A 26,380-nucleotide genomic window follows, 5' to 3' on the forward strand; every position below is an offset into this window, starting at 1 on the left:
CGCCACGGTGTTTTCGAAAGCCGGTGCGGATACCGCCGGTAACATATCTGAATTCCCCTCGTTTTGAACTTGCGTCATCCGCACTCCTTGTTACCTGTCAGTCGCATGTGCGAAAGTGAGCCGCCTCACAGCCGAGTCCGCAGCTGACGCGGCACAGGTATGCACCAATCACGCACCTGCTTTCCGACGGACGCGCAATTCGCATGCCGTCCTGCGGCTGGAAGGAAATGGTTCAGTGCAATCCCCCTACCCCCCACGCCCGCCGTACCCGCCGCGCCCCGGAGCGGGTCCCGCGGATTCCGATCGCAATCTCCTCGCCCGGGTCGGTGATCCCGCCGAAGGCCCGCGCGCCGCCGCGCTGTTGCTCGCCCGGCACTGGCGGGCGGTGTACGAGTACGCCGTGATCTGCCTGGCCTCGTCCGAGGATTCCGCGTCGATGGCGGCCGCCGCCGCGTTCCGCCGGGAACTCGCCCTGCCGGGCGGCGGTGCCCTCCGGCCGCGGCTGCTCGCGGCCGTCCGGGACACGGTCCGGGATTGGGGCGCCGACGACGGCATTTCCGCCGTACTGCCGGAACTCCGCAAACCCGTCGGTGCCCGGGGGCTGCGTGCCGCGCGGTCCGAGACAGCTGAAAGGCGGCGGCTCGCCGAGCGCGCATTCCGGGCCCTTCCGGGGGCTTCCCAATGCCTGCTCTGGCATAGGGAGGTCGAGGCGGAGCCCATATCCGTACCGGCCGGTCTGCTGGGAGTTGACGTCCGAACCGCGTCGGCCGCGCTGGAACAGGCGCGTGAGCAATTCCGTGCCGGATGCGTCAGGGCCCACCGGGAACTCGCGCCGACGCAGGAATGCCGTTTTTACAACCGTTTGCTGGACGTTCCGATGCGCCGCGGCGGGGCCCTGCTGCCGGATGTGCAACGGCATCTGATGACCTGCCGCTACTGCCGGCACGCCGCCGAACAACTCAGCCATTTCGAGGGCGGGTTGGAGGACCTGCTCGTCGAGACCGTGCTCGGCTGGGGCGCCCGCCGCTACCTCGCGACACGGCCGGGCCGGGACGGGGGCCGGGGCGCCCTGCCCGCGGGCCCCGCCGGTGGCCGTCACCGGCTCCGGGCGCACGCCCTGCCGGCGGGCGGCCGGCCCGGGCCGTCGAGGAGACACACGAAGGCGCTGGCCGCCGCGGTCGGGGTGACGTCCCTCGTGCTGCTCGCGACACTGCTCGCCGCCAGGGGCTGGACGGAGGAGGGCGGCACCGTCGCTCCTCAGGCCACCTGGGGAGCGGTCAGCGGTCACTCCGTCGACCCGGAATCCTCAGAGACCTCCTCGGCCGGCCTCCCGTCGGCCGCGTCCGCCGGCCGCCCCGTCGAGGTGGGCCGTGGGCGGCTGCGCAGCCTCGACGCCGGCCTGTGCCTCGGCGTCCCGGGCGGCCGGGCCCGGGCCGACGCCCGCGCCGTGCTGACCTCCTGCTCCGCCGCCGGGCCCCTGACGTGGTCGTACCAGGACGACGGCCTGCTGCGCAGCGCGGCCGACCCCACGCTCTGCCTCGGCTCCGACATCGCGCGGGGCTCGGTCGTCCTGGCCGGCTGCCTCGTGCACGCAGGAGTCGTGCGCTACGACCTGACCGTGCGCGGCGAACTCCTGCCGCGTGGCGGCAAGGGACTGGCCCTCGCCCACGGCACCGGCCGGGACGTCGTCGTCACCGGTCGCGACGGATCCGAGGCGCAACGCTGGGTGCTGGAACCTCCCGGGGGTGACGCGGCGAAGAAGTCGGGGGAGTCGGAGGAGCCGGGGGAGTCGCAGGAGTCGGGGGACCCGGCGGAGTCGGGGGAGCGGCAAGGCCGGCAAGAGAGCCGCCGGGAGGAGGAACCGTACGACCACGCCCCGCCCGGGCACCGGCCCGAGCCCCCGGGGAGCAGGCAGGAACGGTACGAGACGCGGTTCGCCCAGGCCGACTGCTGCGACGCGGCCGAACCGGGACGGGCCTCCGACGCGCCCGGTACCGACGTACTGGACCCGGCGCCCCACACCGACACCCTCGGTTCCGCGACAGCCCCCGTGGCGACGGCGGTGACGAAGGCCCTCCACTCCACCGCGCTCCCCTAGACCCGGCCCTCCGGGCGGGGCTCCGGCGTCACCCACCGGGGCGCCCGTCGTGTCACCCGGTCGGGTGGGCCGGACCCGGCCCCCGGGGAGTGGTTCGGGCGGTCCGTCGGTGGTGTCCGGCGGGGTGGCCGTCCGTGCTGTCGCATAGTGCGTGGCATGAACGACACCGTCCCCAGTCCCCGACACCCCCGGCGGTCCGCCCTGCGTCTGCTCGGTGGAGCGATCGTCGTCGCCGCGGCGGCCACCGGTGGTCTCGCCGTGCCGTCCCGGGCCCAGGCGCGGGACGGACACGGCCCGGACGCCGGAGCACGACAGGGCGCCCGCGCCCGTGTCGAAGGGCTGCTCGCGCGGCTCACCCTCGACGAGAAGGTCTCCCTGCTGCACGGCGCCACCGACCCGAGCCCGCTCGGCCAGGCCGGCTACGTCCCCGGGGTGGCGCGGCTCGGCATCCCGCCGCTGCGGCTCGCCGACGGCCCGGCCGGGGTCCGTGTCACCCGGCACGCCACGGCCCTGCCCGCCCCCGTCCTGCTGGCCTCCGCCTTCGACCCCGACCTGGCCCGCCGCTACGGCCAGGTCATCGGACGGGAGGGCCGCGCCCTCGGCCAGGACGTACTGCTGTCCCCGATGGTCAACCTGATCCGCACCCCGTACGCCGGCCGCAACTTCGAGACCTTCAGCGAGGATCCGCTGCTCTCCGCCCACCTGGTCGCCGCCGAGATCGAGGGCATCCAGGGCGAGGGACTCATCGCGACCGTCAAGCACTTCGCGCTGAACAACCAGGAGCGCGACCGCACCTCGGTCGACGTCCGGGCCGACGAGCGGACCCTGCACGAGACCGAACTGCGCGGCTTCGAAGCGGCCGTCGCCGCCGGCACCGGCGCGGTGATGGGCGCGTACAACAAGGTCAACGGCACCTTCGCCTGCGAGAGCGAGGCACTGCTCACCGGTGTCCTGCGCGAGCGGTGGGGCTTCACCGGCTGGGTGATGAGCGACTGGTCCGCCACGCACAGCACGCGCGAGGCCCTCACCGCGGGCCTCGACATGGAGATGCCCGACGGCACCCACTTCGGCACGGCGCTCACCTCGGCCGTGCGGGAGGGCCGCGTGCCCGAGCGGTACATCGACCGCGCCGTGCGGCGCGTCCTGGCCGTCATGGACCGCTTCGGACTGCTGGACGCAGACGGCACCGTCCCGCACCGCCCGGACCGTGACGCACAGGCCGGCGCGGCCGTCGCCCGCGAGGTCGCCGAGGCGGGCGCCACCCTGCTGCGCAACGCACACGGCACCCTGCCCCTGGCCGGCGGCGGAAGCGTGGCCGTGATCGGCCCGACCGGTGCCCGGCCCCTGGTCAGCGGCGGTGGCAGCGCCCACGTCGTGCCCGAGCACGCCGACAGCCCCCTCGACGCCATCCGGTCGCGCGCCGCACGGGTCACCTACGCCCTCGGCGAGGACGCCTTCGGCAAGCCGGTCCCGGCCGGCGCGCTCGACCCCGCCTTCGACACCGAAGCCCAGCGCGTCGAACCCGGCCGCACCTGGACCTACGACGGCACCCTCACCACCACCGAATCCGAGGACTGGACCCTCGTCCTGCACTACTCCGGCCCGCCCCCGCTCCGCCCGAAGGTCCTCCTCGACGGCGAGGACCTGTTCCCGCCGGCGCCCGGCTGGAGCGAGTACTTCATGGGCGGCCTGCTCACCCACGCGGCCGACGGCCTGTCCGTGCGCCGCGCGACCCTGAAGCCGGCCGGCGGGACGCACCGGCTGACGATCACCGCCCAGGGCGGGGACACCGGCCAGGTGTTCCGCCTGCGCCGCATCACCGCCGCGACCCGGGCCCAGGACGTCGCGGAGGCCGTACGCGTCGCCCGCGCCGCCCGGGACGTCGTCCTCTTCGCCTACGAGGACGCCATCGAGGGCCAGGACCGTACGACGCTCGCCCTCCCCGGCAACCAGGAACGGCTGATCGAGGCTGTGACGGCCGCCAACCCCCGCACCACCGTCGTCCTCAACACCTCGTCCGCGACGTCGATGCCGTGGCTGGAGAGCACCGGCGCGGTGCTCCAGATGTACTACCCGGGCCAGGAGGGCGCCGCCGCCACCGCCGCCGTCCTGTTCGGCGACCGCGACCCCGGCGGCCGCCTCACTCAGAGCTTCCCGGCCGGCGACGACCTCCACCCTGTCGCCGGGGACCCCCGCCGCTACCCGGGCGTGGGCGGGACCGAGGAGTACACGGAGGGCATCCACGTCGGCCATCGCTGGTACGACGCCGAGGGCGTACGGCCGCTGTTCCCCTTCGGCCACGGACTGTCGTACACCTCCTTCGCCTACGCGGACCCGGACGCGCGCTGGACGGCCGACGGCCTCGACGTCGCCTTCACGGTCCGCAACACCGGCCCGCGCGACGGCGTGGACGTGCCGCAGGTGTACGCGGGTCCCTCCCCGGATCTCCCGCTCGACCAGCCGGTCCGCGTGCTGGCCGGTTACCGGCGGCTCACCCTGCGGGCGGGGGAGCAGCGGCGGGTCACCGTGCGCGTCGAGCCGCGGACCCTGTCCTCCTGGGACCCGAAGACTCACGACTGGGTGCTCGGCACGGGCCCGCGCACCCTGTGGATCGGGGCGTCGTCACGGGACCTGCGGCTGCGGACGAGCGCACGCGTGGGCGGCTGACGCGGCGCGCACCGCACAGCCGACGGCACATGGCCGACAGGCGCCTGGCATCGAACCGGAACAGACTGGTACTCCTCCTGAGGCCGTCGCAGAACCCAGGGAGTTCACTCATGCCCGAGGCCCCGCGCCAGGACAGCAGCACGCAACCGACCGACGAGGAACTGCGCACGCTGGACGCCCACTGGCGGGCCGCCAACTACCTGGCGGCCGGTCAGATCTACCTGCTGGCGAACCCCCTGCTGACCGAGCCGCTGCGGCCGGAGCACATCAAGCCGCGGCTGCTGGGCCACTGGGGCACCTCGCCCGGGCTCAATCTCGTCCACACGCACCTCAACCGGGTGATCAGGAACCGCGCGCTGGACGCGCTGTGCATCTGGGGCCCGGGCCACGGTGGTCCGTCAGTGCTCGCCAACTCCTGGCTGGAGGGCAGCTACAGCGAGAAGTACCCGGACGTGACGCGGGACGCGCAGGGCATGGAGCTGCTGATGCGGCAGTTCTCGTTCCCCGGCGGGGTGCCCAGCCACGTCGCCCCGGAGGTGCCCGGCTCGATCCATGAGGGCGGCGAACTCGGCTATTCCCTCGCCCACGCCTACGGCGCCGCCCTCGACCACCCCGGTCTGCTGGTCGCCTGCGTGATCGGCGACGGCGAGGCGGAGACGGGCCCGCTGGCCGGATCGTGGCACGCCAACAAGTTCCTCGACCCCGTCCACGACGGTGCCGTCCTGCCGATCCTGCACCTCAACGGCTACAAGATCGCCAATCCGACGGTGCTGTCCCGCCTGCCCCAGGACGAGCTCGACGCGCTCCTGCGCGGCTACGGCCACGAGCCGATCCACGTCGGCGGCGACGACCCGGACACCGTCCACCGCGCGATGGCCCGGGCGATGGACACCGCGCTGGACCGCATCGCCGAGGCCCAGCACGCCGCCCGCGAGGAGGGCGTGACCGAGCGCCCGCGCTGGCCCGTGATCGTGCTGCGCACCCCGAAGGGCTGGACCGGCCCGGCCGAGGTCGACGGCGAGCCGGTCGAGGGGACCTGGCGCTCCCACCAGGTGCCGCTGGCCGGTGTCCGTGACAACCCGGACCACCTGCGGCAACTGGAGGACTGGCTGCGCTCCTACCGGCCCGAGGAACTGTTCGACGCCGAGGGCCGGCCGGTCGCGGACGTCCTGGCCTGCGTCCCCGAGGGCGGCAGGCGCCTCGGCGCCACCCCGTACGCCAACGGCGGGCTGCTCGTCCGCGACCTGCCGGTCCCGGCCCTGGACGACTTCGCCGTCCCCGTCGACAAGCCGGGCACGACCCTGCACGAGCCCACGCGTGTCCTCGGCGACCTCCTGGCCCAGGTCATGCGGGACACCGCCGACCGTCGTGACTTCCGTCTGGTCGGCCCGGACGAGACCGCCTCCAACCGGCTCCAGGCGGTCTATGCCGCCAGCGGCAAGGCCTGGCAGGCCGGGACCCTCGACGTCGACGAGGACCTCGACCGGCACGGCCGGGTGATGGAGGTCCTCTCCGAGCACCTCTGCCAGGGCTGGCTGGAGGGCTACCTCCTCACCGGCCGGCACGGACTGTTCTCCTGCTACGAGGCGTTCGTGCACATCGTCGACTCGATGGTCAACCAGCACATCAAATGGCTGCGCACCTCCCGGCGCCTGCCGTGGCGCGCCCCCATCGCCTCCCTCAACTACCTGCTGACCTCCCACGTGTGGCGGCAGGACCACAACGGCTTCTCCCACCAGGACCCCGGCTTCGTCGACCACGTCCTCAACAAGAGCCCCGAGGTCGTGCGGGTCTACCTCCCGCCGGACGCCAACACCCTGCTGTCCGTCGCGGACCACGTCCTGCGCAGCCGCGACTACGTCAACGTCGTCGTGGCCGGCAAGCAGCCCTGCTTCGACTGGCTGTCGATGGACGAGGCCCGGGTCCACTGCGCCCGCGGCGCCGGCATCTGGGAGTGGGCCGGCACCGAGGACGGCTCCCGCGAACCCGATGTGGTGCTGGCCTGCGCCGGAGACGTCCCCACCCAGGAGACCCTGGCCGCCGCGCACCTGCTGCGCCGGCACCTGCCCGAGCTGTCGGTCCGCGTGGTGAACGTCGTCGACCTCGCCCGGCTGCTGCCCCGGGAGGAACACCCGCACGGCATGAACGACTTCGAGTACGACGGCCTCTTCACCACCGACAAGCCCGTGATCTTCGCCTACCACGGCTACCCGTGGCTGATCCACCGCCTGGCCTACCGCCGCGCCGGCCACCAGCACCTGCACGTGCGCGGCTACAAGGAGGCCGGCACCACCACCACGCCCTTCGACATGGTCGTCCGCAACGACCTCGACCGCTACCGCCTCGTCATGGACGTCATCGACCGCGTCCCGGGTCTCGCGGTGCGCGCCACGGCCGTACGCCAGCGCATGGCCGACGCCCGCACGCGCCACCACGCCTGGATCCGTGAGCACGGCACCGACCTGCCCGAGGTCGCCGAGTGGAACTGGAACGCCTGAGCCGCGGGGGACGTCTTGCCACCCGGTAGGCTTCCCGTGCCCCAGGGAAGCACAGGGAAAGGATCCGGCGTTGCACGTCCAGGAGTGGCTCGAAACCGTACCCGCGGTGGCCGTCTACGCACTGGTGGGACTGGTCATCGGCCTGGAGAGCCTGGGCATCCCGCTGCCGGGCGAGATCATCCTGGTCTCCTCCGCGCTGCTGGCCTCCCAGCACGGCCACATCGACCCCGTCGTCCTCGGCGCCAGCGCGACGGCCGGCGCGATCATCGGCGACTCGATCGGCTACGCCATCGGCCGCAAGGGCGGCCGCCCCCTGCTGGCCTGGCTGGGCAAGAAGTTCCCCAAGCACTTCAGCGAGGGCCATATCGCCACGGCCGAGCGGTCCTTCGAGAAGTGGGGCATGTGGGCCGTCTTCTTCGGCCGCTTCGTCGCCCTCCTCCGCATCTTCGCGGGCCCCCTCGCGGGCGTGCTGCGCATGCCGTACTGGAAGTTCGCCATCGCCAACGTCCTCGGCGGCATCCTCTGGGCCGGCGGCACGACCGCGGTCATCTACTACGTCGGCATCGTCGCCGAGTCCTGGCTGAAGCGCTTCTCCTGGCTGGGCCTGGTGGCAGCGGTCCTGGTCGGCCTCACGTCGATGCTGGTGCTGAAGCGCAGGGCGAAGAAGGCGGGCCAGAACCGGGAAGCGGCAGAACCGCAGGCGCTTTGACAGGCGCTTCCGGAGTCATCTCGGTTGCTCGATCACCAGGTCTGTCCGCCTTGTGAGTCCTGATCAGTGCTGTGAGGCGAACGCAGGGTGAAGAGGTAGATGCCGCCAGTGCCGACCGCCGCCACGTGAGTGCCTGTCGGCGACCAGGCGCACCTCCGGAGGATGCCGTCCACCCGTAGCGCAGTCACGCAGTCGGGCCGTCCGGTGGCCCAGATGCGCAGTATCCCGTCCGCGTGCGCGCTGGCCAGGAAACGGTCGTCCGGCGAGAAGCACAATCCGCGCACGTGCGACAAGGAAGCACCATGCAGTTGGGGCGGCAGATCCTGGGAGGTCAGGTCGAACACCTTGATGCAGGGGCTGTGCCGCGTGAACGCGGCGAGCCGGTTGCCGTCGTTCGAGACCGCGAGCGTGTCCGAGCCCAGGCCGCCGCCTTGGCGCCCTTTTCGGTCCCGGAGGTCGTACGTGGGGGCAGGCGTCCAGTCCCAGGTGTGCCAGCCGAGGACGAGGCCGTTCGAGCTCACGGCGAGCAGCCGCCCGTCGCCGGTGAACGCCAGCTGCTGCTCGCTGCTGTCCCCTGAGCCGGTGACCAGACTGGCGAGGGGGGACGCTGTGCCCAGCGCTCCGCGGCGGCTGTCCCAGACGCGGATGCACCGGTCGACGTCGCCTGTGGCCAGGAGGCCGCCGTCCGGTGAGATCGCCACCGCGACGACGGCGTTCGCGTGACCAGTCAGTGAGCCGAGGAGCGAGCCGTCGGGCGCCCACAGCCGCACGGTGTGGTCGTCGCCGCCGCCGACGAGCCAACTGCCGTCCGGCGCGACGGCGACGGCCCACACCGCGTCTGTGTGTCCGGTGAAGGAGCGCAGGTCACCCCCGTCGATCGCCCGGGCGCTGACCTGATGGTCGGCTCCGGCCATCACCAACCATGAACCGTCCGGGGCGAAGGCGGCGTCGATGACCAAGCGTTCACCCGACTCGCCCGGCTCCCTTTCCGAGCCGGCCGGCGGATGCGCCGAGCCCATCAGATCCGCCACGTGCCACGCGCGTACGTGCGAGGTCATATGGGCGGAAAGCAGGTCCTGGCCGTCGGGTGTGAATTTCACATCGGACACGTCGGTGGCCAGCCCGCCGAGGCGTGCTCGCTGCACACCGTCCGTGACCCGCCACACCCGGAGTTCGCCGCCGCTGCCGCACGCGACCCACCGCCCGTCGTCCGAGAATGCCACCGAGGGCGCGGGGAAACGGACGGCGGGGACCTGAAGCTTCTGGGTCACGTGGAGTTGGCGGGTCCGGATGTTCCACAGCCGGAACACGCCCTGCGAGCCCGCTTGGGCCAGCCAGTCGTTGTCCGCGCTGATCGCGACGGAGCCCCAATAATCGGGCTTTACTTGGTCAAGGCTCATCGAAAAGGACGCCTTGAGTCGGCCCTTCACCGGCTCCCACAGTCGTACGGTCCGGTCCCGTGTACCGGCGGTGGCCAGCAGCGCTACGTCCGGGGAGAAGGCGACGGCGCAGACGGTTTCCTCGTACTCGACAAGGTTGGGCGACCGACGTGACCAGGGCTCACGCAGCACGATCATCGCCACGGTGAAGGCCATCGCCACGAACAAGGCGACGGAGACCGCCGGACGCGGCACCAGCATGGGGATCAGCCCGATGAGCACGATGCCGGGAAGAGCGGGGTTGGACCGCGGCCACAGCAGTCGTCCCCAGGTAGGGCGGAGTCGGCGTGGCCGACCGTCCGCGTCGAAGAACCGGACCCCCAAGTCGCCACCGGACGCGGCGATACGCACGCTGCGCGGATCAGCCGCACTCTGCGAATCGGCCGCACTCCGGGGGCCGATCGTGACGTCACGCGCATATCGCGAGCCCGGCAAGTTCTTCACCACGCCGCCCCCGGGCCCCCTGCCTCGTCCCACCTCGCCCTTCCACTCCCAAAGGAACGCGGGGCCCTCGACTGTGGTCCCGACCACGTGGTTGCCGTCGCCGGTGATGTCGATGGACATCACGCACCCGGTGTGGAACCTGGTACGGCACAGCTCACGGTCTGTGGCCACATCCCAGACGCGCACTGTTCCGTCCCGGTGGCCGGTGGCCATCCGCGCCCCGTCCGGTGACATGGCGAAGACCGCCGTATCAGGTGCGGCCCGTGTTCCCCGGAATGCCCGGGGTGGCTGATCGGGGAGTGGCCACGCCGGGGCCAACCAGGGACCCGGGGCATGGCGCTCGTAGAGCTCGACGACCTCGGCCAGACCTTCGACGCCGTGCAGCCGCCCGGCCATGGTGGCCATCAGGTCCGACGGCTGATCGACGGGAACAAGCAGGTGCATCGACCTGGTCAACGTCTCGCACAACAGCTGCAGCACGCGGTCGTCGGCGGTGGCGTGGGCGAAATCCCGTCCGATGACGCCTGGGCCGGAGTTCCGTACGCGGGCCTCAATCCACCGGAGGTCGCGGAGCAGCGAGTCGGCTCCACCGTCGGTGGCCTGGCCGAGGTGGTAGGCGAGCCAGTCCCAGAGATAGGGCTCCGTCGGCGCCATTTCCCACCACCGGGCGAGGCCGGAAGCGTTGGCGAGACGGTGAGTGGAGGCATGGATGTCGAGCAGCCGTCGGTGCAGCTCACGTAGGCGGATCCGGGCACGGTGGACGAGATAGTGGTGGATGACGTCGTGCAGACGGACGGATGCCGGTTTCGACAGTTCCAACCGCTGGAGCAGGGAAAGGTCGGCCAGCTCGAGGCAGAGCGCCTCGGTCTCGCCGTGGGGGATCCCCAAGAACGTGGCCAGAGTAGTCACCGGGACAGCGGCGCCCTTGGGGAAAACAGCCAGGTCCGTGAAGAACTCAGGCCATCGCGCGTCCATCCACCCGAGCAGCCGTAGGCCGGCCTCGACAGTGTGGTAGACGGCCTGTTGCCGGTGGTTCGGGTCGGCAGGGTCAAGTGCGGTGGGGCCCCCGGCGGTGAGGTCTTCTTCAACCAGGCGGAGCGCGTCCGCGAGTGGTTCGCCGTAACGCGTCCGCCGGATCAGCGCACGGTTGGCGAGGCCGACCAGGATCGGCCAGCCGCCGGTGAGCCGGAGCAGTGCTTGCCAGCGAACCTCGTCGCCTCGTTCCAGCCCGCGGGTGAGCAACTCCATCGTCTGGCCGTCGTCCAGTACGTCGATGTCCAGGGTGAAGGTGTCGCGGATCAGTCCGCGCGTCCGTGTGGTGACCAGCCGGGTGCAGGCACCTTCAAGGAACGGGTCGAGCTGCTCAGGACGCCAGGCGTCGTCGATGACCAGGAGAACCGGTTCGTGTTCGGGTTCTTGCCCATCGCCCAGCAGTCGCCCCAACTCGCCCTTTGCCTGCCCCAGCGTGGTGAAGTAGCTGGAAGACCTGGACAGAGCGGCAATGAGATCGTTGACCTTCGCCAGGATGTCCGCGTCCTGGTCCCCCTCGCTGAGGGTGACCCAGAAGACCCTCACGCCGAAGCGGGCCCGGACTCGGGCGTCAGCGCAGGCGAGGGCAGCCAAGGTGGTCTTACCGAAACCGCCGGGACCCTCCAGCACGGAGCTCACCTGCCCCACCTCCGGCACGCGGCCGGACGGGGGGACAAGGTGCTCCACGAGGGGCTCGTACAGCTCGGGGCGGGCCACCTCCTGGCCCGTGACGGCCGGACGCATCGACGGGCCGACGACAGAGACCGGCAGCTCCAGGCGCTCCATCGGTCCCAGCAGATGCCGGAGCCGATCCCTCGCCGCCGGATCGGAGCGTTCCATGACACGGTCCAGCCGGACCGCCGTCAGTCGGCCGCCTTCTTGCTTGTGGTGGTGCGTTACGACCCCGATGATGCGGTCGCCGCGCCAGAGCGCCGCACCGGACATCCCCTTCCACGAGCCCGTGGGTGGGGAGGCCAATTCCAATTCGAGGGTTCCCTCACGGGAGTTCGATATCGCTGCCACGCGCCCTATCGCATGGTGGTAATCCCGGTACAACGTCTGCTCACTGCCCCGGACGGGTGGCAGAGGTGCGACGGGTGTGGTGCCGTCATCGTTGCGCAGCTTCCACAGCGGAAATCCCACCGCCTGCGCTTCGAACACGGTCGGCTGTGCGCCCACCTCCGCACACCGGGCGGCGACGATCGGTGGCTCACCGGGCCGAGAGTCGATCATCACCACCGCGATGTCCCAGCCGGGAACGCTCCACCAGGTCTTCCCCGGGGTGCTCCACTCACCCGGGAGATCGGCTTCGAACCGCACGCGGACCGAGACCGCGTTCTCCACCACATGCGCTGCGGTCAGCACCGCATCCCTACTGACGCGGTACCCCGAAGCCCGGTGCGGCCCGTCGGTGCACGTCACGATCAACTCCGCCACGCGAGCCCTGTCGAGCCCTCTGGGGGTCATCGCTCGCCCGGGACCTCTTTATCCGAGATCAGCGGCGATCGATCAGGCTGACCGGCCCGCCGTGGGTCGAGAGTAAGCTTGATCCTTTGCGTTGCGCTGGTCGCGGACCGGGCGTCCGCCCCCAATTCGACGACCCAGAACCTGACTTTCGCCCCGGGGGCGTTCTCCTTGTCCACCACGACGGTCAACTCCAGCTCCAGCTGACCCAGTTCGAAACGGAGATCGGAGTTCGCACCCGCATTCATCGCGGTAGTCAGTTCGTCCCTCAACTGGCCGATCAACTCCGCAAGTCCCACCCGCATTTATGGCCCCCCGGACATGACGGCCGCACCTCGGCCGGCTTTCTGATCCATCTTCCCGAAAGTAGTAAAAGCCAACCGCATTCCCGGGGTTCGAACATATTCTCCTATTCGGTCACCTCATCCTCGCCAACCTACGCATGCACCTCACGATGCGCCTTAGCCAACTCGGCGTACATCGTGCCGTTGAGGGTGACCCCCTGCCGCTCCTCCTCCGACAGCTCCCGCCGGACCTTCGCCGGCACTCCCGCCACCAGCGACCCGGGCGGTACGACCATGCCCTGCGGCACCAGCGCCTGCGCGGCGACGAGCGACCCGGCCCCGATCACCGCCCCGTTCAGCACCGTCGCCCCCATCCCGATCAGGCAGTCGTCCTCGACGGTCGCCCCGTGCACCACGGCGTTGTGACCGATGCTGACCCGCTCACCCACCGTCACAGGGAACCCCGGGTCGGCATGGAGGGTGCAGTTGTCCTGGACGTTGCTGCTCGCGCCGACGGAGATCGTCTCGACGTCACCGCGCAGGACGGCCCCGTACCAGACACTCGCCCCCGCACCCAGCGTCACGCCCCCGATCACCGAAGCCGTCGGCGCCACGAACGCCGTTGCGTCGATCTCCGGCTCCCTGCCCCCGATGCCCGTGATCATCGCCCGCTGCCCCATGCCCGCCTCCAGAAAACGTCGTAGACAACGCGCAAACCGTACGACACCCGGTGGGGCGAAGATCACAGGCCTCCAGCGCCGCGGGGTGAGCTACCGCTGAGTACCGTGACTTCGTGCCGAAGCGCAAGAACACGTTCTCATCCTGGCGGCGGGGCCTCGCGCAGCGCGCCGTCCACGCGGGCTGGGCCTGGGTGCAGCGCACGGGCTCCGTGACCGCCGAACATCCCGGGCGCTACCGATTCGGCGCGATGGGAACAGGTACCAGACTCGCCTTCCCGCTCGGCACGGTCTTCGGCGAACCCTGGATCCACATCGGCGCCCACTGCATCATCGGCGAGCAGGTCACCCTCACCGCGGGCCTGATGCCCGACCTCGATCTCGGCCCGGACCCGATCCTGCGCATCGGCGACGGCGTCGTCCTGGGCCGCGGCAGCCACGTCATCGCGGACACGACGGTCACCATCGGCAGCGACTGCTACTTCGGCCCGTACGTCTACGTCACGTCCACGAACCACTCCTACGACGACCCGCACGAGCCCATCGGCAAGCAGTGGCCGCGGATGGAGCCGGTGGAGATCGGGCCCGGCTGCTGGATCGGCACGGGCGCGGTGATCCTGCCGGGTGCCCGGATCGGGCGGAACGTGGTGGTGGCCGCGGGCGCGGTCGTCCGGGGCCAGGTGCCCGATCACTCCGTGGTGGCGGGCGCGCCGGCGCGTGTCGTACGGCGCTGGACACCGGCCGACGGCTGGCAGCCACCGCTGCGCACCCCGCCGCCGGTGCCGATACCGGAGGGCGTCACCCCCGAGCAGCTGCGCGCCCTGTCGGGCCTGGACGAGGAGACGGCGGCCCGGCTCGCCGAACTGGACGAGGAGGCGGCGGCCGGACTGGCCGAGCCGAAGCCGGGATCCTGATCCGCCCCGGCCGGCTCAGCCCGACGCCAGCAGGACCGTCCCCACCAGGGCCAGCCCCGCACCCGCGGCCTGCACCGCCCGCAGCTGTTCGCGCAGCACACCGCGCGCGGCCACGGCGGTCACCACGGGGTAGAGCGAGGCGAGCACCGCGGCGACGGTGACCGGGCCGTGCTGCGCGGCGATCGAGTAGGTGCCGTTCGCGGCGACGTCCGCGAGGCCGACGAAGGCCAGCGCCGGCAGGGAGCGCCACGGGAAGCCGTCCGCCGCAAGGGCGGGCGCCCCGCGCCGCACCGACACGTACAGCGCCAGTCCGCCGGCGGCGACATTCGTCACCCGCTGCACGAACAGCGCGAGGAACAGCCCGGTCAGCGTGGTCGACGCCTCGGCGATGAGGGCCATCACCGCGCCGAAGCCGAAGGCCGCGAGGAGGGTCAGGGCGATGGCCTGCCGCTGCACGGGCGCGCCGCGGAACTGGGGGCCGCCGGCCAGGCAGACACCGGCGACGGCGACCAGGATGCCGACGAACTGGAGGACGCCGGGGCGCTCGCCCAGCACCAGGCCCACGCCGACCGGCACGGCCACCCCGATCGAGCCCAGCGGCGAGACCACACCCATCGGGCCCAGCGCGAGTGCCTTGTAGAAGGCGAGCATCGCCACAGGGCCGACCAGACCGGCGGCCACGGCGAACCACAGCTGCGGCCCCGCCTCGCTCCAGCCGCCCGTCGCCACCACGACCGCGCCCAGCACGACCACCGCGATCGACTGCGAGACCACGACCACCGTCAGCGCGGGCGTGCGCCGGGTCAGCAGTCCGCCGCCGAAGTCGGCCAGTCCCCACAGCAGGCTGGTGGCCAGGGCGAAGAGCGCTGTCATGGGACGGATGCCTCGCAGTACAGTTCGGTGAACGATCAGGTCAACCACACCGTAGTGCAGTCAGTTGCACTATGTCATACAGAATATTGGACGGAATGTGTCGGACCTCGACCTGCTGACCCAGTCCCTGGCGCGCAGCGTCAAGCACTGGCGCGCGGTGCGCGGCTTCACGCTGGACGTGCTCGCCGCCCGGGCGGGCGTCAGCCGCGGCATGCTCATCCAGATCGAGCAGGCCCGCACCAACCCCAGCCTCGGCACCGTCGTCAAGATCGGCGACGCGCTCGGCGTCAGCATCACCACCCTCCTCGACTACGAGCAGGGCCCCAAGGTCCGCATCGTCCCCGCCGAACAGGCCGTACGGCTGTGGCACACCGAGGCCGGCAGCTACAACCGGCTGCTCGCGGGCACCGAGGCGCCCGGCCCGCTGGAGATGTGGGACTGGCGGCTGATGCCCGGTGAGAGCAGCCCGTCCGACCCGCACCCCGCCGGCACGATGGAACTGCTCCACGTCACGGCCGGGGAGCTGACGCTCACCGTCGACGGCGTGGAGCATCGCGTCCCCGCCGGGGCGAGCGTGTCCTTCGAGGCCAACCTGCCGCACACGTACGGCAACACCGGCGACGTGCCGATGGAGATGATGATGGCCGTCTCGGTGCCGCCCGTGACCTGAGACGCCCCGTCCGACGGCGTCCGGTGTTGTTAGCGTGCGAGCATGCGCGCACCCATCGGACACTTCGACGACGCCCGTCCGGCCCCCGCCTGCCTCGACGAGCTCACCGGCCCGGTCGCCGACGCCGTACGCCACTGGCACGGCAGCGTCCCCGCCGACCAGATCCTCTACGTCGACACCGACCCGGAGTGGGCCGACACGGCCACCTTCGTGGAGCACTACGGCCGCGACCTGCTGGAGCGGTCCGCGAACTGCGTGGTCGTCGCGGGCAAGCGCGGTGGTGAGACCACGCTCGCCGCGTGCGTGGTGCTGTCCACCACCCGGGTCGACGTCAACGGCGTCGTGCGCCGCCAGCTCGGCGCCCGCAAGGCCTCCTTCGCCACGATGGACACGGCGACCGGGGAGACCGGCATGGAATACGGAGGCATCACCCCGCTCGGACTGCCGGGCGGCTGGCCCGTGCTGGTGGACGCGGCCGTCGTCGACCTGCCGTACGTGCTGGTCGGCAGCGGCAGGAGGCGCGGCAAGCTGCTGGTGCCGGGCAAGGCCTTCGCGGAACTGCCGGGCGCGGTGGTGCTGGAGGGACTCGGCGTCGCCTGAGGGGCAGCCCTACGCCGCCGCGTGGTGGGCCAGCGGCTGGTGCGGGTCGGCCTCGCCAGGGGCGGGTTCCGGGTCGGCGTGGACCAGGGCCGCGGTGAGCCGGGGCACGGCATGCAGCAGGGCGTGCTCGGCGTCGACGGCGATGCGGTGGGCCTGGCGCACGGTCACGTCGCCGTCCACCACGACCGCGACCTCCGCGCGCAGCCGGTGACCGATCCAGCGCAGCCGCAGCTCGCCGACCGCGCGCACCCCGGCGACCTCGGCCAGTGCCCGCTCGGCCCGGTCCACCAGGGCCGGGTCGACCGCGTCCATCACCCGGCGGAACACCTCCCGCGCGGCGTCCCGCAGCACCAGCGCGATCGCCGCCGTGATCGCCAGCCCGACGATCGGGTCGGCCAGTTGCCAGCCCAGGGCCGACCCGCCGGCACCCAGCAGCACAGCCAGTGAGGTGAAGCCGTCGGTACGGGCGTGCAGTCCGTCGGCGACCAGCGCGGCCGAGCCGATCGCACGGCCGACGCGGATGCGGTACCGGGCCACCCACTCGTTGCCCGCGAAACCGACGAGGGCGGCCACGGCGACCGCCGGGACGTGCTGGACCGGGCGCGGGTCGAGCAGGCGGTCGAACGCCGTCCAGCCGGCGAAGGCCGCGGACGCGGCGATCGTCAGCACGATCACCAGGCCCGCCAGGTCCTCGGCCCGCCCGTAGCCGTAGGTGAAGCGCCGGGTGGCCGCGCGCCGGCCGAGCACGAAGGCGATCCCGAGCGGTACGGCGGTCAGCGCGTCCGCCGTGTTGTGGACCGTGTCCCCGAGCAGCGCCACGGAGCCGGAGACGGCCACCACCACCGCCTGGGCCAGGGCCGTCACGCCGAGCACCGCGAGCGAGACCCAGAGCGCCCGCATCCCTCGGGCCGACGACTCCAGGGCGGAGTCGACCTTGTCGGCCGTCTCGTGGGAGTGCGGGGTGAGGAGGTGGGTCATCCGGTGGAGCAGGCCGCGCCGGTGTCCGTGCCCATGCGGGCGGGTGTGCTCGTGCGGTCCCGAGTGCTCATGCGGGTGGGGGTGCTCGTGCGGTCCCGAGTGCCCATGCGGTCGGGTGTGCTCGTGCCGGTCGCTCACGTGGGGCTCCTTCCGGTGCGCGCGAGTGGACGTCCACACGCCCTTGGAGTCATTATGTGCGTATGAGCGCACGCATGCACCTATCATCTGCGCACGATGCGCATCCGCGCAGCCCCGGCGAGGAACAGTTCGCGCTCGCCGCCGAACTCCTCGCCCTGCTCGGCGACCGCACCCGGCTCACCCTGCTGCACGCGCTGGCCGAGGGAGAGGCCGACGTCACGACCCTCACCGAGAGGTGCGGGGCGGCCCGGCCCGCCGTCAGCCAGCACCTGGCGCGACTGCGTCTCGCGGGGCTGGTGAACACGCGGAAGGAGGGCCGCCGGGTGATCTACTCGCTCCGCGACGGCCATCTGCGCCGGCTCGTGGACGAGGCGCTGAACGTGGCCGACCACCGGCTCAACGACCGGCCCCTCCACGACTGAGTCAGTACCGTGCGGCCGTCCCCAGGTACTGCTCGGCGAAGGCCGCGGCGGCCGCCGGCGAGGTGAACAGGCGGCGCAGCCGGGCCAGCGTGGTGCCCGCGCGGAACGGGTCGCCCGCCGCCGTGCCGTGGTACACCTCGGACAGCCACTGCGAGAACTCCTGGTAGTCCCACACCCGCCGCAGGCACGCCTGCGCGTAGCCGCCGAGGCCGCTGTCGTCCCCGCCGGTCAGGTGGGCCACCATCGCGTCGCCGAGCAGGAAGGCGTCGTGCAGGGCGAGGTTCATGCCCTTGGCGGCGATGGGGGCGACCAGGTGCGCCGCGTCACCGGCGAGGAAGAGCCGGCCGGACACCATCGGCTCGACCACGTAGTCGTGCATGTCCAGCACGCGCTTCTCGACCAGCCGCCCCTCGGTCAGCGGCGGCGCACCGGACGCCCCGAGCCGCTCCTGGAGCTCCGCCCAGACGCGCTCGTGCGGCCAGTTCTCCGGGTCGTCGCCCGGCGGGCACTGGAGGTAGTACCGGGTCACCTCCGGGCTGCGGGGCATCTGCCCGGCGAACCCCTTGGCGTGACAGCCGAACAGCACGCAGTCCGCGGACGGCGGCGCCTCGGCGAGCAGGGCCAGCCAGCCGATGCCGTAGTCGTGCCGCGCGACACGGACCCGCTCCGGCGGCAGGGCGGCCCGGGTCACTCCGCGCGCCCCGTCGCAGCCGGCCACGAAGTCGCAGTGCACGACGCGGTGTTCACCCGTCTCCGGGCAGGTGTACGACACCGACGGCCGGTCGGAGTCGATGTCGTGCACCCGCACGTCCCGCACCCCGAAGCGGATCTGCCCGCCGCGGACGTCGGCGTACTCGCGCACCAGGTCCGTCACCAGCAACGGCTGCGGGTAGACGAAGTGGTGACTGCCCGTCAGCTCGGCGTAGGGGAACCGGTACCGCTCGCCGTCGAAGCGGAACTCGCACGCAGTGTGCAGCTCCGCGCGGTCCAGCAGGTTCCGGGCGAGGCCCCGCTTCTCCAGGCCCCGCACGGCCCATTCCTCGATGACTCCGGCCCGGGGCCGCTGTTCGACGAACTCCCGGGTCTCGGCCTCCAGCACGAGGCAGTCCACGGCCGCGGCCCGCAGGATGTTGCCGACGGTCAGTCCCGCGGGACCGGCGCCCACGACGACGACCGGAACGCGGTGCGGGGGCGGCGAGTCGGTGCCGGGGGCCGTCGAGGTCACTCGCACATTATGCCGATCCGACCGCTCGGCGAGGAGGATGCCGCGGCGGTAGTGTGGTGGGCCCTGACGACAGCGAGGATCGGTTGCCGCCATGACGGACCTGCTCCCCCTGGCGGCACTGTCCGCCGCAGCCCTCACGGAGGGCGTCAGATTCCTCTACGACCAGGCGGGCGAACTGCTCAGAGCCCGCCGTGAACGCCGCGCGGAGCAGTCCGCCGCCGACACCCCCGCCGTCGTCGCCGAACCGGCCGTCCTGCCCGCGGCCGACCCCGCCGCCGTGGAGCGGTTCTCCGGGGAACTGCGCGCGCTGCGCGCCGATCTGCACGAAGTCGCCTCCGGAATCGACGAGATCGACCCGACGGACGAGGCGCTGGTCCGGCGCGTCGACGCCCTGCGCCGCGTACTGGAGGCCGTGTACGGCATCGCCGTGACGTTCGACGGAGAGACGGGATCGCAGGACGTGCCGCGCACCCACGGACGGATCGACGTCGACGCCGTCGCCGGCTACGTCGCGGCCGTCCGGGCCGACCGGCCCTCCGGGTGGATCAAGGGTGACCTCCGGGCCGGGCGGGTCGAGGCGGGCGGCGAGGCGATCGGCGTCGACCTCCGCGACCAGCGGTGACGGCCCCGGCCACGGGCGTCGGCTGCAGCGGTCCCGGGCTGCACTTCCAGGACCTGATCACGGACCGCGCCACGGCGTTCGTACCGCGCCCCTGGCTGGCCGGCGACATCGAGCGGTGCCTGTCGGACGCCACCACACGCCTCGTGCTCGTCACGGGCGAACCGGGGGCGGGCAAGACCAGCCTGCTCGCCGGCCTGGCCCGCGCTCACCCCGAGTGGCAGCACTACTTCATCCGCAAGGACAGCCGGACCGCGCTCGCCGGCAGCGACCTCCAGTCGTTCCTGCTCACCATCGGTCACCAACTGGCTCACGCGCGGCCGGAGTTGTTCGAGCCGCAGCGGCTGGAGGTCACCGTCGACCAGCGCATCGGGACGGTGGAGGCGGGAGCCAGGGCGGTCGGCATCCGCATCGACGACCTGCGTGCCTCCCCGTTCCACCGGACCGCGTCCCTGCGCGTCCAGCAGGACGTCCTCCGGGTGTCGGGCAGCGCCCTCGGCGTCGAGATCGGGACCGCGACCGTGGAGCCGCGACTGCTCGAACCGGCGGTCCTCGCCCACCTTGCGCTGATCGGTCCCGCGCAGGTGCTGCTGTCCGACGCGCCGGACGAGCGGATCGTGCTCCTCGTCGACGCCCTCGACGAAGGCGCCCACGAACCCGGCGCGACCCTGCTGGACTGGCTCGCCACGGGTCCGCAACTCCCGGCGAACGTACGGGTCGTCGTCACCTCACGCCCGCATGCCGCGCTCGACCGGCTCCGCTCCGCCCGGGGCGCGAGTCTCGCCGAGATCACCATCGACCCGTCGTCGCCGCAGGTGCGGGACGACCTGCTCACCTACGCCGACCAGGAACTGGCCCCGGAGACGGTCGCCGAGGCGCTGCGCGCGAACGGACGTGACCCGGTGGAGTTCGCCCGCGCACTCGTCCGGCGGGCGAGCGGCAACTTCCTGTACGTGGCGATGTATCTGCGGGCCCTGCGCCAGGCGATCGACCAGGACGACGCACCGCTCACCATCCGCTTGACCAGCGCCGACGCCGTTCCGGACGGCCTCCACGGCCTTTACGCGTTCTTCGTCGAGACCGCGCGCACGGAGCTCGAACGCCTCGGCATGCTCGACATCAGCGACCCGCTGACCCCCACCGACCTGGTCACTCCCGCCTGGGAGGGAGCAGCCCAGCCCCTCCTCGGCGTCCTGACCGTCGCGCGCGAGCCACTGACTCCCGAACAACTGCGCGCGATGGCCGGGATCCGGGTCTGGCCGCGTGCCGTTCTCTCGGTGCTGGGCCGGATCCGCTGGCTGCTGTCCGTCCGGGACGGCCGGTACGCCTTCTACCACTCCTCCGTCGCCCAGTTCCTGACGGACCCCCAGGTCGCCCGCGAGCACCCCGACTGGGGCGTCGCCGAACAGGAGTGGCACGAGCGCATCGTGCGCCACTACCGCGCCGCGGCCCCGTCCTGGGCGGACGTCGACTGGCCGGCGGTGGACCGGTACGGCCTGGCCCACCTCGCCCACCACCTCGTACAGTGCCGGCCCGCGATCGCCGCCGAAGTGCCGGACCTGATGTGTCCGGGGCTGCGCCTGGCCGGCCGGGCCGCGTTCGGCTCGGACCGGCACTTCACCAGGGTCGTCGAGACGGCCGCCGACCACGTGCTCGACGGCGCTCTCGCACCGTCGGACACCCCGACGGTGCTCTTCCTGGCCACCGTACGGCGCCAGTTGCGGCGGGCGACCTCCATGGCGGCGCCCGCCGTGTACGGACTGCTGGCCCGGCTCGGCCGGGTCGACGAGGCCATGACGCGGCTCGGCGCGCTGGCGCCGTCCGGGCAGCAGGTGGCCGCCCTGCTCGAGGTGCACCGCCACACCGCGCATCCGGTGCGCCGGGCGGCCGTGCGCGAACTGCTGGGCGAGACCGCGTCCGTGGTGCCGCTCGGCCCTCATGGCAAGGTGCGGCCCTTCGTGGAGGAGGCGGCACGCAGGCTCGCTCCCCACGACCTGCGGCTGGCCCTTCACCTCTGGGAGCGGGCCCAGCACGAGGCCTGGAAACCGGCTCCGCCCGACGACGTGCTGCGGGCCGCGGCCGACGAGGCCGCCCACGGCGACGCCATCGAACTCGTGGCGCAGATGACCGCCGGGCGTTGCGGCGCCTACCTCGACCTCGCGGACCGGGCCCACGGCGGTGACCGGGACGAGCTGCTGGCGTGGACCGGACGCGCCCTGCGCCACGCCACTCCCGCTGAACGGCTGACGTCCCTCGTACGCCTCGCCGGCACCCTGCGGGCCACGCGACCCGAACACGCCGACCGCCTCGCCGAGCAGGCGAGGCGCGAACTGGCCGAAGCCTGGCCCGGGGAGGACGGCGCGCTCGCCAAGGCGGTGGCCGAGGCGGCCGAACACGCCGCAGGACCGTACCCGGCACTGTCGCGAGAGCTGCTGCGCCGTCTGGACACCGTGGAGGTGACGGGCCTGGTCACCGACGCCTTCTTCCACGCCGCGCGCACCTGGGCGGCCCTCGGCGACACCCCCGCCGCGCACCGGCTGATCGACCGGGTCCTGACCTTCGGCAACGGCGTCTGGTACGCGAAGAAGGCCGCGCAGGTACTCGCCACCTTCGACGGCGAGGCCGCGACGGCGGTGATCGACGCCGCCTGCGCCCGGTTTCCCCCCGAGCCGTCGTTGCGGGACATGATCACCCGGATGAGCCACGACGGGAACCTGCAGACGCTCGCCGAGGCCCTGGCCGACCGCGCCCCGGATCGGGCCGTGGCCTACGCCCGCGCGATCGCCACCGCCGAGTGGCAGCCGCTCTCCAAGGACCGCTACTCGGCCCTCGTGCTCGTCGCCCACCGGCGCGTCGACGCAGGCGACCTCGAAATGGCCCGCGCGATCCTGGACGAGGCGCTGCACGCCGCCGAAGAGGTTCCGCCCGTGGCCGACCCGCCGCTGTGGGGCTTCTACCACCTTGCGGGGGAAGGGGGCGCCGCGGCCCGGGGAAACGCCGTCAGCGACCCCATGGCCGAAATCCCCATGGTGATGAACCACACCAACGACTGGCAGCGGCTCGTCGAACAGCGCTTCTACAGCGACCCGTCGGACGTCCTGCGCGCCATGACGCCCAGCACCTGGTCGGTCGGCCACCCGTACTCCTGGGCCCGTACGATCCGCTGCTTCGCCGAGGCCGTCGCCGTACGGGACCTGAACCGCGCCCGTACGCTCGTGCACGCCCTGACCGATCCCGGCGAGCGGGTCGTCGGGCTCGCCGGGCTCTTCGGGATCGCCGCCGCCGGAGCGGACCGGGCGGCGGCCGACCGGCTGTGGGCCGAGTTCGGACAGGCGTACGCCGCGATACCCCGGTACGAGTGGAACCTGCCGCAGCAGCAGGACGGGCCCCTGGCCTATGTGCGCCCCGACCACCGCAGCAGATTCGAGGCCGGGGTGCGGCTCCTGCCGTGGGAGGCCGACCCGGCCATGGCCTTCCTGGGCACCGACGGCACTCCGTACCTGCTGTCCATGTTCCAATTCGCCTTCGGCGCCGACGCCTCCCGCCGCTACGCGTTCGACGTGCTGAACGGCCGGCAGCCCTACCCGCCGTTCGCCCACGTGCACCGCTCCCTGCTCCGGATGCCCCTGGACGTCCACGGGCCGCTGCTCACCGGTGTGATGCTCGCCCCGGCCATCGTCAACGAGCGCCTCGCGACCGCGTTGGGCGCGCCCCCGGCCGTCGAGTCCCCGCCGGTCCTGGAGGACGAGCTGTACGCGGCCTACCTGGACACGGCTCTCCTCGGCCCGGAGGCCGGAGCCGCACGGGTGCGGCCGCTGCTGGACTCGCCGAGGCTTCCGGCCGTGGCGGCGCTGGCGGCCCGCACGGCCGAGACCCACGGTGCGGACCATCCGGCCGTGGCCGCGCTGTGCGCCGACGTCGTGGCCGCGGCGGAGCGGGCCGAACCCGCCCAGCACGTGGTGACGTTGCTGCAACTGGCCCGGTCCCCGGCCACGGCCGGCCTGGTCGACGCGGAGGACCTGCTGGAGCGGACGCTCGCCCTCTCCGACGATCCCTGGGAACGCGTGGAGCGTGACGAGGCGCTGCGCGAGCTGTTCGCCATCCTCCTGGCCAGGTCTCCTGCGGCCGCACTGCGCCTGCTGTACGACCGGACTGCCGACGCCTGGGCCATGGTGACGGCGATGCTGGAGAACGCCGTCGCCCCGCTCCTCGATGCCCTGGGCCCGGACGCTCCGCTGCTGCTCCACCGGGCCCTGCGGCGTGCCGTGGCCTGCGTGTCGGCGCGGGGCCGCACGGACGTGTCGTCGATCGACGGTGTCCGTACGGCCCTCGGCGACTGACCGGGCAGGCGGTCAGTGGACGGCCACCCCAGTGACGGCCACCTCCCCGATGCTCCGCTCGATCTCCTCCGGCCGGGACGCCGACGCCCTGGCCCAGTAGTAGATCGCCAGCGAGAACACCGTGATGACCGCGATGTCCCACCACAGTCCGATGTGTCCCTGTCCGCCGAAGCCGCCCTGCCAGGAGATGACGCCCATGCCCAGCAGGTAGACGGGCAGCCACTGGGCGGCCCTCCAGTCGAGCCGGGGTGCGTCGGGCAGGCCCTTGCGGGTGGCGTACCAGGCGTATCCGCCGAGCAGGACGTAGCCGAGGACGATGGCCACACCCAGCCGCCACAGGGTGTCCCAGGTCGACCAGTAGATGATGAGGTTGGCCACCACGAAGGACAGCGGGGAGACGACGTTCCCGCCGGGCAGCCGGTAGGGCCGGGCGCGGTGCGGCAGCCGGTCGGCGAAGACGCCGTACGCCAGCGGGGCGCCCGCGTACATCAGCACGCTCGCCGAGGTGATGAAGCCGACCAGCTGCTGCCAGCTGGGGAACGGCAGGAAGCAGACCACGCCGGTCACGAAGGACACGATCAGCCCGAACCACGGCACGCCGCGCGCGTCGGTGCGCGTGAAGATCTTCGGAGCGTAGCCGTTGCGGGCCAGACCGTAGGAGACGCGGGAGGTGGCGGTGGTGTAGATCAGGCCGGTGCCGCCGGGGGAGACGACCGCGTCCAGGTACAGCACCACGCTCAGCCAGCCCAGCCCCAGCAGGGTGGCCAGCCCCGCCCAAGGGCCGCTGATACCGGGGTAGTCGAGCTTGGTCCAGCCGTGCGCGAAGGAGGCGAGCGGCAGGGCGGCGATGAAGACGACCTGGAGCAGGACGTAGATCCCGGCTCCGATGGCGACCGAGCCGAGCGTCGCGCGGGGCAGGTCACGGGCCGGGTCGCGGCTCTCGCCCGCCAGCTGGATCGCCTGCTCGAAGCCCAGCAGGGCGAAGATGATGCCGCTGGAACTGACGGCGCTCAGCACGCCGTGGGCGCCGAACGGGGCGAAGCCGTGCTCGGTGAAGTTGCCCGGGTGGAAGTTGCCCGCCGCGATGATGAAGATCGCGGCCAGCGGCACGGCCACCTTCCACCAGGTGGCCGCGCTGTTGGTGTGCGCCAGGAGCCGCACACCGAGGAAGTTGATCACGACGAACACGGCCATGAGGAGCACGGCGACGACGAACCCGCTCGTCGTCAGCGTCCCGTCCTCGGCGTGCTGGAAGCCCTGCGCCCAGTGCCAGTGCCCGGCGTAGCCGATCATGGCCTCGACCTCGATCGGTGCCACGGTCGCCGCCTGGAGCCAGGAGAACCAGCCGAACGACATGCCGGCCAGTCCGCCGAACGCGTAGTGCGGATACCGCGCCGTGCCGCCCGCGACCGGGAACATGCCGCCGAGTTCCGCGTGCACCAGGGCCAGCAGCACGATCGCGACCGCGCCGATCAGCCACGACAGGATCGCCGCGGGGCCGGCCGCCACGACCGCCTTCTCGGCTCCGTACAGCCACCCGGAGCCGATGATGGAACCGACCGACGCCCACATGAGCCCGATCAGTCCGACGTCCCGGCGCAGTCCGCCCGGACCCCCTTTTACCCCCGCTGCTGCCTGGTCGACGCTCACCATGAATCAAGGGGCCTCTCGTAAAAGAACTCGGTGAGTTCTGCGAGCAAGAGGCCTCAGATTAGGAATCGGTCAACCGGCGGCAGAAGGCGCGTTGTGCAGCCTTGACCGGGCGCGGGCATTTCCTGGAAAGCGCTTCAGGAATTCTGTACGCGGTGATGAGGAAGTCGTGGGATCTCGATCGCCGGGCAGCGGTCCATCACCATCTCCAGGCCCGCGGCACGGGTCCGGTCGTAGGCCGCCTCGTCGATGACGCCGAGCTGGAACCAGACGCCCTTGGCGCCCTTGGCGACCGCCTCGTCCGCCACCGATCCGGCGAGATCGCTGTTCACGAACACGTCCACGACGTCCACGTCGAAGGGGATGTCGGCGAGACTGGCGTACCCCTGCTCGCCGTGCACCGTCTCCGCCTTCGGATGCACGGGCACGACGCGCTTGCCGTAGCGCTGGAGCACCTCGGCCACGCCGTAGGCCGCGCGCCGCTGGTTCGACGACAGGCCCACCACGGCCCAGGTGTCGCCGAGCTCGGTGAGGATCCTGCGGACCGTTGCCTCGTCGCCGTACACCGGTGGCCTCCTGAAGAGTCGCGGAAGAACTGTTGTCCGCACAACGACGTACGGTGCCCGGTGATTCCCCCGCGCC

The 26,380-nt window shown here is 72.2% G+C and carries 18 protein-coding genes and 1 pseudogene; 10 read left to right on the top strand and 9 right to left on the bottom strand.

All coding sequences use genetic code 11. The features are described 5' to 3' along the window. Positions 1 to 235 precede the first annotated feature (235 nt). The 4 genes from ACZ3I3_RS30220 to ACZ3I3_RS30235 all read left to right on the top strand — a co-directional run bounded on the left by ACZ3I3_RS30220 (position 236) and on the right by ACZ3I3_RS30235 (position 7,972). Positions 236 to 2,098 carry an RICIN domain-containing protein gene (locus ACZ3I3_RS30220; RefSeq protein WP_467370252.1) on the top strand — a complete coding sequence of 621 codons (1,863 nt, stop codon included), beginning with the start codon at positions 236 to 238 and terminating at the stop codon, positions 2,096 to 2,098. Positions 2,099 to 2,254: 156 nt separating this feature from the next. Then, the gene (locus ACZ3I3_RS30225; RefSeq protein WP_467370254.1) at positions 2,255 to 4,765 is read left to right on the top strand and encodes a beta-glucosidase; all 2,511 of its coding nucleotides are present in this window, start codon (positions 2,255 to 2,257) and stop codon (positions 4,763 to 4,765) included. A 110-nt stretch (positions 4,766 to 4,875) separates the two neighbouring features. Next, the gene (locus ACZ3I3_RS30230) at positions 4,876 to 7,263 is read left to right on the top strand and encodes a phosphoketolase family protein (protein WP_467370256.1); all 2,388 of its coding nucleotides are present in this window, start codon (positions 4,876 to 4,878) and stop codon (positions 7,261 to 7,263) included. Between the two features lie 70 nt (positions 7,264 to 7,333). Beyond that, positions 7,334 to 7,972, top strand: a complete 639-nt coding sequence (locus tag ACZ3I3_RS30235) for a DedA family protein (protein WP_467370258.1) — start codon at positions 7,334 to 7,336, stop codon at positions 7,970 to 7,972. A gap of 32 nt (positions 7,973 to 8,004) precedes the next feature. On the opposite strand, the gene ACZ3I3_RS30240 is transcribed toward ACZ3I3_RS30235, so the two are convergent. From ACZ3I3_RS30240 to ACZ3I3_RS30255, 4 genes and pseudogenes are all read right to left on the bottom strand, one after another. Continuing rightward, a complete protein-coding gene (locus tag ACZ3I3_RS30240) occupies positions 8,005 to 11,724 on the bottom strand; it encodes an NB-ARC domain-containing protein (protein WP_467370376.1) in 3,720 nt (1,239 codons plus the stop codon). A gap of 93 nt (positions 11,725 to 11,817) precedes the next feature. Continuing rightward, a pseudogene (locus tag ACZ3I3_RS30245) lies at positions 11,818 to 12,351 on the bottom strand (trypsin-like peptidase domain-containing protein); the annotation flags it as partial. After that, the gene (locus ACZ3I3_RS30250) at positions 12,348 to 12,653 is read right to left on the bottom strand and encodes a trypco2 family protein (protein ID WP_467370259.1); all 306 of its coding nucleotides are present in this window, start codon (positions 12,651 to 12,653) and stop codon (positions 12,348 to 12,350) included. The pseudogene ACZ3I3_RS30245 and the gene ACZ3I3_RS30250, both read right to left, overlap by 4 nt. A 131-nt stretch (positions 12,654 to 12,784) precedes the next feature. Then, the gene (locus tag ACZ3I3_RS30255; protein ID WP_467370261.1) at positions 12,785 to 13,312 is read right to left on the bottom strand and encodes a gamma carbonic anhydrase family protein; all 528 of its coding nucleotides are present in this window, start codon (positions 13,310 to 13,312) and stop codon (positions 12,785 to 12,787) included. 113 nt (positions 13,313 to 13,425) lie between these two features. Here ACZ3I3_RS30255 and ACZ3I3_RS30260 point away from each other — a divergent pair, with 113 nt between their 5' ends. Then, the gene (locus tag ACZ3I3_RS30260; RefSeq protein ID WP_467370263.1) at positions 13,426 to 14,223 is read left to right on the top strand and encodes an acyltransferase; all 798 of its coding nucleotides are present in this window, start codon (positions 13,426 to 13,428) and stop codon (positions 14,221 to 14,223) included. 15 nt (positions 14,224 to 14,238) lie between these two features. Here ACZ3I3_RS30260 and ACZ3I3_RS30265 read toward each other — a convergent pair whose 3' ends face one another. Further along, positions 14,239 to 15,096, bottom strand: coding sequence for an EamA family transporter (locus ACZ3I3_RS30265; RefSeq protein WP_467370265.1), 858 nt, complete (start codon positions 15,094 to 15,096; stop codon positions 14,239 to 14,241). Positions 15,097 to 15,193: 97 nt separating this feature from the next. Here ACZ3I3_RS30265 and ACZ3I3_RS30270 point away from each other — a divergent pair, with 97 nt between their 5' ends. Together ACZ3I3_RS30270 and ACZ3I3_RS30275 are read left to right on the top strand one after the other, a co-directional pair. Continuing rightward, positions 15,194 to 15,766 carry a helix-turn-helix domain-containing protein gene (locus ACZ3I3_RS30270; protein WP_086602319.1) on the top strand — a complete coding sequence of 191 codons (573 nt, stop codon included), beginning with the start codon at positions 15,194 to 15,196 and terminating at the stop codon, positions 15,764 to 15,766. 42 nt (positions 15,767 to 15,808) lie between these two features. Beyond that, the gene (locus tag ACZ3I3_RS30275; protein WP_467370267.1) at positions 15,809 to 16,366 is read left to right on the top strand and encodes a YbaK/EbsC family protein; all 558 of its coding nucleotides are present in this window, start codon (positions 15,809 to 15,811) and stop codon (positions 16,364 to 16,366) included. Positions 16,367 to 16,375: 9 nt separating this feature from the next. Here ACZ3I3_RS30275 and ACZ3I3_RS30280 read toward each other — a convergent pair whose 3' ends face one another. Beyond that, a complete protein-coding gene (locus tag ACZ3I3_RS30280; protein WP_467370269.1) occupies positions 16,376 to 17,482 on the bottom strand; it encodes a cation diffusion facilitator family transporter in 1,107 nt (368 codons plus the stop codon). Between the two features lie 62 nt (positions 17,483 to 17,544). On the opposite strand from ACZ3I3_RS30280, the gene ACZ3I3_RS30285 reads away from it, so the two are divergent. Then, positions 17,545 to 17,904 carry an ArsR/SmtB family transcription factor gene (locus ACZ3I3_RS30285; RefSeq protein WP_467370270.1) on the top strand — a complete coding sequence of 120 codons (360 nt, stop codon included), beginning with the start codon at positions 17,545 to 17,547 and terminating at the stop codon, positions 17,902 to 17,904. Position 17,905: 1 nt separating this feature from the next. Here ACZ3I3_RS30285 and ACZ3I3_RS30290 read toward each other — a convergent pair whose 3' ends face one another. Continuing rightward, complete coding sequence (locus ACZ3I3_RS30290; RefSeq protein ID WP_467370272.1) at positions 17,906 to 19,129, bottom strand: 4-hydroxybenzoate 3-monooxygenase; 1,224 nt, start codon at positions 19,127 to 19,129, stop codon at positions 17,906 to 17,908. A gap of 91 nt (positions 19,130 to 19,220) precedes the next feature. On the opposite strand from ACZ3I3_RS30290, the gene ACZ3I3_RS30295 reads away from it, so the two are divergent. After that, positions 19,221 to 19,751 (top strand): hypothetical protein, encoded by a 531-nt coding sequence (locus tag ACZ3I3_RS30295; RefSeq protein ID WP_467370273.1) that lies wholly within the window; start codon positions 19,221 to 19,223, stop codon positions 19,749 to 19,751. Further along, positions 19,748 to 24,088, top strand: coding sequence for a hypothetical protein (locus ACZ3I3_RS30300; RefSeq protein ID WP_467370274.1), 4,341 nt, complete (start codon positions 19,748 to 19,750; stop codon positions 24,086 to 24,088). Before ACZ3I3_RS30295 ends, ACZ3I3_RS30300 begins: the two co-directional genes overlap by 4 nt. A gap of 12 nt (positions 24,089 to 24,100) precedes the next feature. Here ACZ3I3_RS30300 and ACZ3I3_RS30305 read toward each other — a convergent pair whose 3' ends face one another. Then, positions 24,101 to 25,741 carry an APC family permease gene (locus ACZ3I3_RS30305; RefSeq protein WP_467370276.1) on the bottom strand — a complete coding sequence of 547 codons (1,641 nt, stop codon included), beginning with the start codon at positions 25,739 to 25,741 and terminating at the stop codon, positions 24,101 to 24,103. 134 nt (positions 25,742 to 25,875) lie between these two features. Next, positions 25,876 to 26,304 carry a CoA-binding protein gene (locus ACZ3I3_RS30310; RefSeq protein WP_467370278.1) on the bottom strand — a complete coding sequence of 143 codons (429 nt, stop codon included), beginning with the start codon at positions 26,302 to 26,304 and terminating at the stop codon, positions 25,876 to 25,878. Positions 26,305 to 26,380: the final 76 nt, after the last annotated feature.

This window comes from Streptomyces sp. NPDC016851 (genome assembly GCF_055562795.1).